Source organism: Nocardiopsis sp. iso_186, from assembly GCF_056173365.1.
Genome location: NZ_CM149670.1, coordinates 2993624 through 3006776, shown reverse-complemented (window position 1 = coordinate 3006776; position 13153 = coordinate 2993624). Strand labels below are relative to the sequence as shown.

Genomic DNA, 13153 nt, shown 5'->3' with positions numbered 1-13153 from the left:
GTGCCGCGCCGGGCGTGTGCATGGAACGGAGCCTCCGGGGGCAGCGGCCCGGCATGGAGAACCTGGACGCATCCGCGGGCGGTCCCGGTGCCGACCGGCGTCCGCCCGGAGCGGACGCCGCCGCTGTCGAAGCGGCAGGTCGGCTCACCGAGGCGCTGGAGATCGTGGAGTGTGCCCGTGGCCACCTGTACGCGATGCACCGGCTCACCGGGGAAGCCGATCTCAAACTCGACGAGGTCGTCACGCGGCTCAGGGCCGGCGGACACGAGGAGCTCGCGGCCGGGATCGAGCACTCGCTCGTGGGCCGCAACGTCATCGAGGGCCGTTGGACCTACCAGCTCGTCGAAGAGTACGACGACGGCTACTACACGCATTTTCGCGACGCGGAGCGCACGGTCCGCGAGGCGCTGCTCGGGGGAGTGCGCCACGTCCAGGAGTCGGAGATGAAGGAACGGCGCCGCACGGCAGGGGTGCCCGGCCATGAGGCCGGACCGCCCCCGTGAGGAAGGCGCCGCGCACGAACGGTCCGGGCCGGCCGGCCCGGACACCGACCGACGCTGGGAGCACACCATGAGAGCAGTCGTCTACCGCGGGCCCTACGACGTCAACGTCGAAGACGTCCCCGATCCGCGCATCGAGCATCCCAACGACGTGCTCGTACGGGTGACCTCGACCTGCATCTGCGGTTCGGACCTGCACATGTACGAGGGCCGTACCGACGCCCAGCCCGGCATCGTCTTCGGGCACGAGAACATGGGGATCATCGAGGAACTGGGATCAGGAGTCTCGACGCTGCGCAAGGGCGACCGCGTGGTCATGCCCTTCAACGTGGCCTGCGGCTTCTGTCGCAACTGCCTCGCGGGGAAGACCGGGTTCTGCCTGACGGTCAACCCGGGGTTCGCCGGTGGGGCCTACGGTTATGTGGCCATGGGGCCCTACCCCGGCGGCCAGGCAGAGTATCTGCGGGTTCCCTACGCCGACTTCAACTGCCTGGTCCTGCCGCCGGGAACCGACCACGAGGCCGACTACGCGATGCTGGCCGACATCTTCCCCACCGGCTACCACGGCTGCGAGCTCGCCGACGTCAGCCCGGGGGAGACGGTGGCCGTCTACGGCGCGGGGCCGGTCGGGCTGATGGCCGCCTACTCCGCCTTCCTGCGCGGTGCCTCCCAGGTGTTCGTGGTTGACCAGGTCCCTGAGCGGCTGCGGCTCGCCGAGCAGATGGGCGCGGTCCCGGTCGACTTCACCACAGGGGACCCCGCCGAGCAGATCCGCGACGCCACCGACGGCGGGGTGGACAAGGGCGTGGACGCCGTGGGCTACCAGGCCCGCGGATACTCCGATCCCGGCAAGGAGGAGCCCGCGGTCGTGCTCAACGCGCTGGTGCACACCGTCCGGCCCACGGGCGCCCTGGGCGTGCCCGGTCTCTACCTGCCCTCGGACCCCGGCGGCGTTGACGAGGAGTCCAAGCACGGCCGCCTGCTCTTCGAGGTCGGCAAGATGTTCGAGAAGGGCCTGCGCATGGGTACCGGCCAGGCCAACGTGAAGAGCTACAACCGCCAGTTGCGCGACCTCATCACCACGGGCAAGGCGACTCCGTCGTTCGTGGTGACCAAGGAGGTTCCCCTGGCCGACGCCGCGGTGTCCTACGAGCGGTTCGACCGCCGGGAAGAGGGCTACACCAAGGTGATCATGCACCCGTGACCCGGCTGCCCGTCCCGATCCGGTGGGCCCGCGCAGGAGATCCTGTGCGGGCCCACCGCGTGTCGATGGCCAGGGGTCAGTCGCCGACGGTCTCGTTGGCGATCACCTCGACGATCGCCGCGACCTGGTTGACGATCGCGGTGCGGTTCTGTTCGAACACCGGGTCCGAGACCGCGTCGGTGTTGTCCCCGCCGAAGGACAGGATCGGCGTGTGCACGTGCCCAGCGGGAATGCCGCTGCCGAACCCGTCGCGCAGCAGGGTGTTGCGATAGGCGATCTCGTTGGACAGGTAGTTGCCCCCGCCGCCCGAGCGCGCCGTGGAGCCCTCGGTGGGACCGTCGGGCCGGGCCACCTGCTGGTCGGAACCGGCCGGGATCTCGGTGACCTGGGTGTTGTCGTAGACGGGGAACACCCCGGTCCAGGCGGCGATGACCGCGTCGTGCGGAAGCGTGGACTCCGTCCACTGGGGTTGAGGGCGCACGGTGGGTACGCCCCGCGGGACGGGCACCTGCTCAGGCGTGCCGGCCATCTCATTGTCGGGGGAGCCAGCGCGCCACGCGCCGTTGTACGCCTCCAGGTCGAAGCGTCCCGCGCGGCCCTGGCTGACGGTGATCACCGCGTCGGCGGTCGTGCGCCCGGTGTAGGCCGGCAGCAGCGCCTCCTCCACGATGCCGTCGGTGAAGTCGCGCCAGCGCACCGGGAACATCGCTGTCTCGATGACCACGGTCCCCGCACCGGTCTCCACGCGGGTGCCGTCCAGGGCCAGGGCGGCGGCCCCCGAAGGGTTGCCCTGGCGGATGTCGTTGTCCAGCCGGAAGGGGTCGAAACCGGTCACCACGATGCGCGTCACGCCCTTGCGGGCCGGCTTCTCCAGGCTGGAGTAGCCGCGTGAGCTGCGCTCCATCCGGGCCACGAGGTCGGCGCGGGCCTCCTCGGAGAGAGCGAAGCCCGGCGACCAGTTGTTCAGCGCACCGGTCATGGACAAGCGGGCCCAGTACAGCGGACGGTCGTCCCCGGCGCTCAAGGACCCGGCCTTCGGTCCCTTGCCCTTGCCCTTGTCCTGGACCCGGTCCACCGCCGAGCGCCACAGCCGCTCCCCGTGCCGCTCCACCAGCGCCTCGGCCGCGCGCTGGGTGCGCGCCTTGCACAGCGCCGCGGTGAACTCGCGCACGGGGGCGTCGAAGCCCGAACGCTCCAGGATCTCCTTGACCGCGGCCTCGTCCACCCGCGCCTCCTCGACGGTGGCGCCGTCGTGGTCCAGGCAGGCGCGGGGCCCGTTGCCGGGGCCTGCCGCGGCGGGCGACGCCGCCATCAACAGTGGGGTGATCATGACTGCTCCGGCAAGGAGTCGAGCGGCCGTGCGGGTTCTCGCCATAATTGTTCACTTTCGGATCGCGGTTCCGGTCAGTGCTGATCCGAAAACTTAATGTATTGAAGGATTGTTGAGCAATACCTCATTTTGTCGTTCTGGTTAACTCTTCCGCCCCACCCAATCCCGTCCCCGGCCTGGTGAGGCCGCTACGTTGGTGCCGACCACCGGCAGGGGCGGGCAACACGAGGGCCGCGCGCGACCCGGTCCGCGCCCGCGTGCGCGTCGCGCCGGACATCGCTCCGCCGCTCCGCGGCGCCGACGCCGATCCGGGCTGTTGGACAAGGTGGCCGAGCGGTTGCTCCTGGGTAGGGGCACCGCCGAATGCAGGGGACAGGCAGGGGAGGAAGCTCCCCGCGGATCAAGGAGCACACGCATGGGTGAAACGCACGAGGCACGCGCCAACATCGGGGTGGTGGGGCTTGCGGTCATGGGCTCCAACCTCGCCCGCAACCTCGCCAGCCGAGCGGGCAACACCGTCGCCGTCTACAACCGCTCCCCGGAGAAGACACGTACCCTCGTCGCCGACCACCCCGAGGCCGCGTTCATCGCCTCGGAGTCCGTCGAGGACTTCGTGGACTCCCTGTCCAAGCCGCGCACCGCGATCATCATGGTGCAGGCCGGAGCAGGGACCGACGCCGTCATCGACCAGTTGAGCGACCTCTTCGAGGAGGGCGACATCATCGTGGACGGCGGCAACGCCAACTTCCACGACACGATCCGCCGGGAGGGCGCGGCCAAGAAGCGCGGCCTCAACTTCGTGGGCGCCGGAATCTCCGGGGGCGAGGAGGGCGCGCTCAAGGGCCCCTCGATCATGCCCGGTGGTTCCGCCGAGGCCTACGCGACCCTGGGCCCGATCCTCGCCTCGATCGCCGCCGTCGCGGAGGGCGAACCGTGCGTCACCCACGTGGGGACCGACGGCGCCGGCCACTTCGTCAAGATGATCCACAACGGCATCGAGTACGCCGACATGCAGCTCATCGCCGAGTCCTACGACCTGCTGCGCCGTGTCGCCGGGCACGACCCCGAGGCGATCGCCGATGTCTTCGCCCAGTGGAACGAGGGCGACCTGGAGAGCTACCTCATCGAGATCACCGCCGAGGTGCTGCGCCAAAAGGACGCCGAAACCGAGAAGCCGCTGGTTGACGTCATCCTGGACCAGGCCGGATCCAAGGGCACCGGTGTGTGGACCGTGCAGAACGCCCTCGGCCTGGGGGTTCCCGTCGGCGGTATAGCCGAGGCCGTGTTCGCCCGCTCGGTGTCGGCCAAGCCCGGCCAGCGGGCCGCCGTGCGCGGCGCCATCACGTGGCGCCCCGACATCCAAAAGCCCAGCTCCAGCTTTGAGGACGACGTCCGCGCAGCGCTCTACGCGTCCAAGGTCGTCGCCTACGCCCAGGGGTTCGACGCGATCATCGCGGGGGCCCAGGAGTACGGCTGGGACATCAACAAGGGCGACATCGCCAAGATCTGGCGCGGCGGCTGCATCATCCGCGCCCAGTTCCTCAACCGCATCGTCGAGGCGTACGACGCCAACCCCGACATCGCGACCCTCCTGGAGGACCCCTACTTCGCCAGGGCCGTCACCGACGGCGAGGACGCCTGGCGCCGGATCGTGGCCACCGCCGCGCTGTCGGGCATCCCGATCCCCGGCTTCGCCTCTGCGCTGAGCTACTACGACGCGCTGGCCTCCGAGCGCCTGCCCGCCGCGCTGGTCCAGGCCCAACGGGACTTCTTCGGCGCGCACACCTACCGTCGCACCGACAAGAAGGGCGTCTTCCACACCCTCTGGTCGGGAGACCGCAGCGAGGTGCAGATCTCCGCGGAGTAGGCGCCCGTCGCCCTGCCGTGCCCGGACCCGTCCGGCCGGCGAGTACGGCAGGGCCCGTGTTCCGTGTCGCGATCCGCTGCCGCGGGCGGTGCCGGGCTCTCCGTCTCGCCGGCCGGTCCCCGAAGGACGGATGGGACCCCGGGGCCCAGCGCGAACCCTTCCCGCCCCCGCTCGGCGCTCCGGCGCGGGTCCCCGCCCTCGGCGACGTGCCCCCCGAGCAGTACGCACCCCATCGGGGCACGGTCCACCATCGCTACCGTGCGGCCGGCATCGTCCAGCAGCGCGAAACAGGTGGAAAGAGGTGCCTGGGCGCTACGGCCGGCCCGTCCGTGCGAAACAGCGGCGCGCCGGAGCCGATCCAGGCAAGGACGTCCGCCCGGTCGTCGTCCCCGCACCCGCCCCAGAGGACCACCCCGGCCACGAGGCCGCAGATCATGACCGGGCACCGGCATCACGGCCCCTGCAACGGACACCGCGCGGAACCGGTCAGGGAAACCGCCGAGTCTTTACCGCACGCAGCCGCTGTGCGTACGGGGCCGTGTCGCCCCCGGCCGGTCCGAGGACGACGCGGCCCCGCTGCCTAGAGCCGGAAGTCCGGCTGCGCCTCGATCTGCGGGCCCTCCATCTGCGCCTTCTGCAGGCGACCGGAGTAGTCCCAGTTCAGTGACTGCCAGCGGGTGAACTGGTCGAGCACCCACACCCCGGAGAGCCGCCCGCCGTTGCCGGAGCGCCCGTTGCCGCCGAAGGGCAGGTGCGCCTCGGCGCCGGAGGTGGAGTTGTTGACGCTGACCATCCCGGCCCCGATTCCCGCGCGGTAGGCGAACGCCTTGGCCGGGTCGGTGGTGTAGATCGAGCAGGACAACCCGTAGCCGGGCAGGTTCGCCAACTCGACGGCCTCCTCCAGCCGCGTGTAGGAGGCCACCCCGATGATCGGCCCGAACGTCTCCTCGCGAAAGACCCGGTCGTCGGCGCGCACCCCGTCCAGGATCACCGGGTGGTAGAACAGGCCGGCCTCGGCGTCCCCCACGAATCCCTCGCGCGGGTTGGCGGCGCCGATGCGCCCGGTACCGGTGGAGCCCAGCACCCGGTGATGGTCGCCGATCCAGCCCAGGTAGGACTCGTACCGCTCGGCGAAGCGCTCGTTGATCATCGGTCCGTACAGCACGTCCTGCGTCGGGTCGCCGACCGCGGCCTTGCCCGCTGCCTCGGCCAGCAGTTCCACGAAGCGGTCGTGCACCGACTCGTGCACGATCGCCGTCCCCAGCGAGGTGCAGCGCTGCCCGGCGGTGCCGAACCCGGAGAACAGGGCTCCTTCCACCGCCAACTCAAGGTCGGCGTCCTCGGTGATCACCATCGGGTTCTTGCCGCCCAGTTCCAGGCACGGGTTCTGCAGGTGCCGCCCGCACAGCTCGCCCACGCGCACGCCCACGGCGCTGGAGCCGGTGAATCCGACCTTGTCCACCAGGCCCTCGTCCAGCGCCTGCTCCAGTCCGGCGAAGGTCTCCTCCCCCTCGGCATAGACCAGGTTGACCACCCCGCGCGGCGCACCCGCCCGCACCAGCAGCTCGTGGAACGCCCACGCGCACCCGGCCGAGTACTCGGCCGGCTTCCACACCACCGCGTTGCCGCTCAGCAGTGCGGGAATGATGTACCAGGCGGGGACGGCCACGGGGAAGTTGCCCGCGGTGATGATCGCGGCCACGCCCAACGGATTGCGGAAGGTGAACAACTGCTTGTCGGGCATCTCCGATGGCACCGTCTGGCCGTAGAGCCTGCGCCCCTCGCCGCGGAAGAACTCCGCGGTGTCGATGATCTCCTGCACCTCACCACGCGCCTCGGCCAGCGTCTTGCCGATGTCGCGAGTGACGATCTGGGCCAACGCCTCCTTGTTCGCGCTCACCAGGTCGCCGAAGTTGGCGATGACCTGGCCACGCACGGGGGCGGGGGTGCGCGCCCAGGCGGCCTGGGCCTCCTTGGCCGCCCGGCAGGCGGCGGTGAAGTCGGCGCGTCCGGACAGGCGGACCTCGGCCACGACCTCTTCGGTTCGGGAAGGGTTGGTGGAGAGGTAGGTGCCCGCGGTGCCGGGGGCCGGCTCTCCGGCGATCACGGAACTGACGGTCAGGGGCGTGGCTGTCACAGATGCTCCATTGCTCGTGGACAGGGCGGCGCGCGACTGGTGGCCGCGACGGTCGAACGCGCGGGGTCGTGCCCCGGGCACGCTGAGGCTGTCACGCCGCGCATCGGGGTTTCAAGTTCCCCCCGCCCCGCGCGCGGTTGCGCCCCGCGGGCGCGGGGACTAGCCGGTTCCCCGCAACGCGAAGTCGAAGGAGTAGCGCGAGGCGCGGTACAGGTGGGTGCCGTACTCCACGACCTGCCCCGCGGCGGTGTAGGAGGTGCGCTCCATGGTGAGCAGCGGCGCGCCCTCGCTCTCGCCCAGCAACTCGGCCTCGGCGCGGCTCGCGGCGCGCGCGCCGATGCTCTGGCGGGCCGCGTGCATGCGCACGCCCGCGCCGCGCAGGAGCTGGTAGAGGCCGCGCGTCTCCAGTACCTCGTCGCCGGGCAGCGGGATGAGGTCGGCGGGGAGGTAGTTGCACATGCGCGCGATCGGTTCGGAGCGCGCCAGCCGCACCCGCTCCAGGCGCCATACCTCGGTTCGTTCCGCGACGTCCAGGGCGCGTGCCACCGCGGCCCCTGCCGGTTCGACCACGTTGACCAGAACTCGGGTGCCGGGCCGCTGGTCGAGAGCGCTGAGGTCGTCGAACAGGCTGGTCAGCTCGACTCCGCGCTTGACCCTGTTGTGTACGACCTGGGTTCCCACGCCGCGCTTGCGCACCACCAGGCCCTTGTCCGCCAGCATCTGGATGGCCTGGCGCACGGTGGGCCTCGACAGGCCCAACCGGCCGGCCAGGTGCACCTCGTTGTCCAGGCGCGCACCCGGGGCCAGGGCACCGGAGTCGATGGCGCTCTCCAGCTGGGTGGCGATCTGGAAGTACAGCGGCATCGGGCTGGAGTGGTCCACCAGGATCTCGGCGCCGGGATCCCAGATGCCCGGGGAAGAGGGCCGGGGGCTGTTGGGCGTCGTCACGCGCACACCCTACCCAACGGTGCAGGAAGTCGTGAAGTCAGTATGTCAAGACAAATCGTTGACATGCTTTCGCCCTGCCTAGTAGAGATGGACTGTCCGAGTAGCTCCGGCCGTGAAGGGCGCCCCATGACCCCAGCGTTCGACGTCATCACGATGGGCCGCATCGGCGTCAACGTCTACCCCCTCCAGACCGGCGTCTCGCTGGCCGAGGTGGAGACGTTCGGCAAGTACCTCGGCGGATCGGCCACCAACGTCGCGGTCGCAGCCGCGCGCCTGGGCCGCTCCAGCGCCGTCATCACCCGCACCGGAGCCGACCCCTTCGGCGAGTTCCTGCACACCGCGCTCCAGGGTTTCGGAGTGGACGACCGCTGGGTCACCCCGGTCGCCGCGCTCCCCACCCCGGTCACCTTCTGCGAGCTGTTCCCCCCGGACGACTTCCCGCTGTACTTCTACCGTGAGCCCAAGGCCCCCGACCTGGAAATCGAAGCGGCCGACCTCGATCATCCGGCCATCGCCGCCGCCGGGGTCTTCTGGGTCACCGGCACCGGCCTGTGCGCCGAACCCAGCCGCACCGCGACCCTGGCCGCACTGCGCGAGCGCGCCAAGCGCGGCACCGCCGTGTTCGATCTGGACTGGCGCCCCATGTTCTGGAGCGACCACGACCTCGCCCGCGACCTCTACGGCCAGGCCCTCGCCCACGCCACCGTCGCCGTGGGCAACGTTGACGAATGCGAGCGCGCAGTGGGGACCCGCGACCCCGACCGGGCCGCCGACCTCCTGCTGGCCGCGGGTGTGGAACTCGCCGTGGTCAAGCAGGGGCCCGCCGGGGTGCTGGCGGTCACCCCCACCCGACGTGTCGCCGCCCCGGCCGTCCCGGTGGAGGTCGTCAACGGTCTGGGCGCGGGGGACGCCTTCGGCGGCGCACTGTGCCACGGACTGCTGGCCGGATGGGACCTGGAACGCGTCATCGGGTTCGCCAACGCCGCGGGCGCCATCGTGGCCGCCCGACTGGCCTGTTCCCCGGCCATGCCCTACGCAGCCGAGGTCGAGGAACTGCTCGCCCACCGCGCAGCCCCGCCCGCGTGACCACGACTGGAAGGTTGACCGTGTCCACACCCGCCATCAGTGAGCTGACCCGGCTGCGCGCCACGCGCCCCGAAACCGTCATGGAGGCCGCCCGCGCCCGTCGCAGGCGTCCGCTGCTGCCCCCCGGGGGCGGCCGCCTCATGATCATCGCGGCCGACCACCCCGCACGCGGCGCGCTGGGTGTCAGCGGCCGCCCCGACGCAATGGCCAGCCGTGTCAACCTGCTGGAACGTCTCGTGGCGGCGTTGGCGCGACCGGGAGTGGACGGGGTACTTGCCACCCCCGACATCCTGGAGGACCTGCTGCTCCTGGGGGCCTTGGAGGACAAGGTCGTCGTCGGTTCGATGAACCGGGGCGGCCTCGCCGGAGCGGCCTTCGAGCTCGACGACCGTTTCACCGCCTACCGGGCCGACGACATCGAACGCGCCGGCTTCGACGCGGGCAAGCTCCTGCTGCGCATCGACCCCGACGATCCCGGTTCGCTGGCCACCATGGCCGCTGCCGCCGACGCCGTCAACGAGCTCGCCCACCACCGTTTGATGGCGATGGTCGAACCGTTCATGGCCCACCGCGCCGACGGCCGACTGCGCAACGACCTCTCCGCCCAAGCCGTCATCCGCTCGGTCGCCATCGCCTCGGGGCTGGGCGGTACCTCCGCCTACACCTGGCTGAAGGTCCCCCTCACCGACGACGTCACCGACATGGCACGGGTGGCGGCGGCCACCACCCTGCCCCTGCTGCTGCTGGGCGGGGAGGTCACGGGGGAGTCCGCGGCCGTCTTCGAACGCTGGCACCGCGCCCTGGAACTGCCCTCCGTCCAGGGCCTGGTGGTGGGGCGCACCCTGCTCTACCCCGCGGACGACGACGTCACCGGTGCCGTTGACACCGCCGTGAGCCTGCTGTGACCACCCACTCACCCGAAGGGACGCCCGCCCCATGAGCACGTCACCGCATCTTCGCGCCGGTAGCACCGCCATCGGTGCCTACACCACCAGCATCGACCCCGAGTCGGCCGGCTGGGGCTACTCCTCCCTGCGCGTGCTGGAGCTCGCCCCGGGGCAGGGGCACGAACTCCGCACCGGTGACAGCGAATGGGCGGTGCTCCCGCTCACCGGCTCCTGCGACGTCTCCTGCGACGGACGCTCGTTCACCCTGGCCGGTCGCCGAAGCGTGTTCTCCGGTGTCACCGACTTCGCCTACCTCCCCCGCGACGCCATCGCCCGCATCTCCTCCGCCGGGGGCGGGCGGTTCGCCCTCACCGGCGCCCGCTGCGCCACCCGGCTGGAGTTTCGCTACGGCCCCGCCTCCGGCGTCCCCGTCGAACTGCGCGGCGCAGGCCAGGCCACCCGCCAGGTCAACAATTTCCTGGCCGCCGACACCTTCGAGGCCGACCGGCTCATCGCCGTCGAGGTGCTCACCCCGGCCGGAAACTGGTCGTCCTTCCCCCCGCACAAGCACGACACCGAGCGCGAGGGCGAATCGGTCCTGGAGGAGATCTACTACTTCGAGATCGCCGATGGGCCAGACGGCCCCGGCATGGGCTACCAGCGGGTCTACCCCTCCGGCGCCGGCCATGCCACCGACGTGCTTGCCGAGGTCCGCAGCGGTGACGCCGTCCTCATCCCCGACGGCTGGCACGGTCCCTCCATGGCGGTGCCCGGCTACGACATGTACTACCTCAACGTGATGGCCGGCCCCGACCCCGAGCGCGCCTGGCGCATCTGCGACGACCCCGTCCATACCTGGGTCCGCGACACCTGGGCCGAACAGGCCCCCGACCCCCGGTTGCCCTTCTACTCCCGGCCCGCCCACGGATCCGGAGGAACCGACCGATGAGCAGGGCCACCGTCCGCCTCACCGTCGCCCAGGCATTGGTGCGCTTCCTCAGCGTCCAGTACACCCAGCGCGACGGCGTGCGCCACCGCCTGGTCACCGGCTGCTGGGGCATCTTCGGCCACGGCAACGTCGCCGGCATCGGCCAGGCCCTCCTGGAGCCAGGATCCGATCTCCCCTACCTGCAAGGACGCAACGAGCAGGCGATGGTGCACGCGGCCGTGGGCTACGCGCGCCAACGCGGTCGGCTCTCGGTGCAGGCCGTCACCACCTCCATCGGCCCCGGTGCGACCAACCTGGTCACCGGTGCGGCACTGGCCACCATCAACCGCCTGCCGGTCCTGCTGCTGCCCGGCGACACCTTCGCCGCGCGGCCCGCCGACCCCGTCCTCCAACAACTGGAAGTACCGGCAGAGCCCGGGGTCACCGTCAACGACACCCTGCGGCCCGTCTCGCGCTTCTTCGACCGGATCACCAGGCCCGAAGCGCTCATCGACGCCGCCCGCAAAGCCGTGCGCGTACTCACCGACCCCGCCGAGACCGGCGCGGTCACCCTCGCCCTGCCCCAGGACGTCCAGGCAGAGGCGCACGACTGGCCGCTGGAGTTCTTCGCCGACCGGGTCTGGCACGTACGCCGCGCCGTCCCCGACCCCGAGGCGGTGGCCGACGCCGCCGCACTGATCCGCGCCTCCCGCCGTCCGGTCGTGATCGCCGGGGGAGGAGTGCACCACAGCGGAGCCGAGGCCGCACTCGCCGAACTGGCCCGGTCCACCGCCATCCCGGTCACCGAGACCCAGGCCGGACGCGGATCGCTGACCCACGGCCATCCCGCACTGCTGGGCGCCGTGGGCCACACCGGTACGGCCGCGGCCGACGACATCGCGCGTACGGCAGACCTGGTCATCGGCGTGGGCACCCGCTACTCCGACTTCACCACCGCCTCCAACACCCTCTTCGCCGACCCGTCCGTGCGCTTCGTCAACCTCAACATCACCGGGTTCGACGCCGCCAAGCAGGCCGGCGCCGCCGTCGTGGGCGACGCCCGCGTCGCCCTTCAGGCGCTGGGCGACGCCCTGGCCGACCATCGGGTGGACCCCGCCTATGTCCGGGAGTACCGTGCAGCCGCCCGTGCCTGGGAGGACGTCGTGGACGCGGCCTGCCGTGCCCCCGACGAGCACGCCGTCCCCGGCCAGGCGCACGTCCTCGGTGTGCTCGCCGAGGTCGCGGCCGACACCGACGTCGTCATCAACGCCGCCGGTTCCCTGCCCGGGGACCTGCACAAGCTCTGGCGTGCCCGGGACGCCCGCCAGTACCACGTGGAATACGGCTACTCCTGCATGGGATACGAGATCCCCGCAGCCATCGGCGTACGCCTGGCCGCCCCCGAACGCGAGGTGTTCGCACTGGTGGGCGACGGGACCTACCTGATGATGCCCACCGAACTCGTCACGGCGGTGCAGGAAGGCGTCAAGATCGTCGTCGTCATCGTGCAGAACCACGGCTACGCCTCCATCGGTGGGCTGTCCGAACAGGTCGGCGCCGAGCGCCTGGGCACGGCCTACCGCTACCGGGATACCTCCGGTGCGTTCACCGGAGCGCCCCTGCCCATCGACCTGGCGGCCAACGCCGCGAGCCTGGGCATGGCCGTGCACCGGGCCACGACCGTCGCCCAACTGCGGACCGCCCTGCGCTCGGCCCGCGACGGTGATGCCCCGGCCGCCGTCTACGTCGAGACCGATCCCGACCTGTCCGCTCCCGGAGCCAACGCCTGGTGGGACGTGCCCGTCGCCCAGGCCGCCACCCGACCGGCCGCGGTCGCCGCCCGCGCAGAGTACGACGCCCGCTCCGTCTCCCGCCGCCACCACCTGTGATCCCCCGCTGCGCGGCTCCGGCGGCCACCGCCGGCCGCCGGCTCCGGTGGCGTCGGCGTGCCCGCGCGGGGCGGTACCGACCTGACCGTTTCCGGCCACGAGGACGGGGGCTCCGGCTGCACTGCCCGCCGTGCCCCTCGACCGTTCGAGTCGCGGAGGCGGAGATTTACCCGCCCGGCCCGGTGCCTGCCGACCGATGTTTCTCCGGTCCGGAGGAGGGCCCCTCCGGCCGGTGAACACCGGGTCCGCGATACCTGTGTAGCGCAGGCGCGCACGCGCGACACAGCCTTGACCGCACGGAGACCCGCTCCTCCCGGCACCGGTGCGTGCACGGTCCGCCCGCCGACCGTCGTGCGCGCCGTTCCACGACACACGGA

At 71.4% G+C, this 13153-nt stretch carries 10 protein-coding genes; 7 read left to right on the top strand and 3 right to left on the bottom strand.

Annotated elements, in window-relative coordinates; all coding sequences use genetic code 11:
• The first annotated feature begins 20 nt into the window (after positions 1–20).
• Both AC0VYP_RS13305 and AC0VYP_RS13300 read left to right on the top strand, forming a co-directional pair.
• Positions 21–503 carry a hypothetical protein gene (locus AC0VYP_RS13305; protein WP_285760006.1) on the top strand — a complete coding sequence of 161 codons (483 nt, stop codon included), beginning with the start codon at positions 21–23 and terminating at the stop codon, positions 501–503.
• A gap of 67 nt (positions 504–570) precedes the next feature.
• Complete coding sequence (locus tag AC0VYP_RS13300) at positions 571–1704, top strand: glutathione-independent formaldehyde dehydrogenase (RefSeq protein WP_285760005.1); 1134 nt, start codon at positions 571–573, stop codon at positions 1702–1704.
• 76 nt (positions 1705–1780) lie between these two features.
• Here AC0VYP_RS13300 and AC0VYP_RS13295 read toward each other — a convergent pair whose 3' ends face one another.
• Positions 1781–3079, bottom strand: a complete 1299-nt coding sequence (locus tag AC0VYP_RS13295; RefSeq protein ID WP_475469905.1) for a pyroglutamyl-peptidase I — start codon at positions 3077–3079, stop codon at positions 1781–1783.
• Positions 3080–3449: 370 nt separating this feature from the next.
• Between AC0VYP_RS13295 and gndA the strand changes: the two genes are divergently transcribed.
• Positions 3450–4901 carry an NADP-dependent phosphogluconate dehydrogenase gene (gndA, locus tag AC0VYP_RS13290; RefSeq protein WP_475469903.1) on the top strand — a complete coding sequence of 484 codons (1452 nt, stop codon included), beginning with the start codon at positions 3450–3452 and terminating at the stop codon, positions 4899–4901.
• Between the two features lie 580 nt (positions 4902–5481).
• Here gndA and AC0VYP_RS13285 read toward each other — a convergent pair.
• Together AC0VYP_RS13285 and AC0VYP_RS13280 are read right to left on the bottom strand one after the other, a co-directional pair.
• Positions 5482–7038: an aldehyde dehydrogenase family protein gene (locus AC0VYP_RS13285; protein WP_475469902.1), complete on the bottom strand. Its 1557-nt coding sequence runs from the start codon at positions 7036–7038 to the stop codon at positions 5482–5484.
• Between the two features lie 159 nt (positions 7039–7197).
• Complete coding sequence (locus AC0VYP_RS13280) at positions 7198–7986, bottom strand: GntR family transcriptional regulator (protein ID WP_349497210.1); 789 nt, start codon at positions 7984–7986, stop codon at positions 7198–7200.
• A gap of 126 nt (positions 7987–8112) precedes the next feature.
• Between AC0VYP_RS13280 and iolC the strand changes: the two genes are divergently transcribed.
• From iolC to iolD, 4 genes are read left to right on the top strand one after another with little or no spacing between them, the layout of a single operon-like run.
• Positions 8113–9072 carry a 5-dehydro-2-deoxygluconokinase gene (iolC, locus tag AC0VYP_RS13275; RefSeq protein WP_475469901.1) on the top strand — a complete coding sequence of 320 codons (960 nt, stop codon included), beginning with the start codon at positions 8113–8115 and terminating at the stop codon, positions 9070–9072.
• Between the two features lie 20 nt (positions 9073–9092).
• Positions 9093–9977 carry a Cgl0159 family (beta/alpha)8-fold protein gene (locus AC0VYP_RS13270; protein WP_475469900.1) on the top strand — a complete coding sequence of 295 codons (885 nt, stop codon included), beginning with the start codon at positions 9093–9095 and terminating at the stop codon, positions 9975–9977.
• A gap of 31 nt (positions 9978–10008) precedes the next feature.
• Positions 10009–10908 carry a 5-deoxy-glucuronate isomerase gene (gene iolB / locus AC0VYP_RS13265; RefSeq protein WP_285759999.1) on the top strand — a complete coding sequence of 300 codons (900 nt, stop codon included), beginning with the start codon at positions 10009–10011 and terminating at the stop codon, positions 10906–10908.
• Positions 10905–12776: a 3D-(3,5/4)-trihydroxycyclohexane-1,2-dione acylhydrolase (decyclizing) gene (gene iolD, locus AC0VYP_RS13260; protein ID WP_475469898.1), complete on the top strand. Its 1872-nt coding sequence runs from the start codon at positions 10905–10907 to the stop codon at positions 12774–12776. Before iolB ends, iolD begins: the two co-directional genes overlap by 4 nt.
• The last annotated feature ends 377 nt before the right edge of the window (positions 12777–13153 follow it).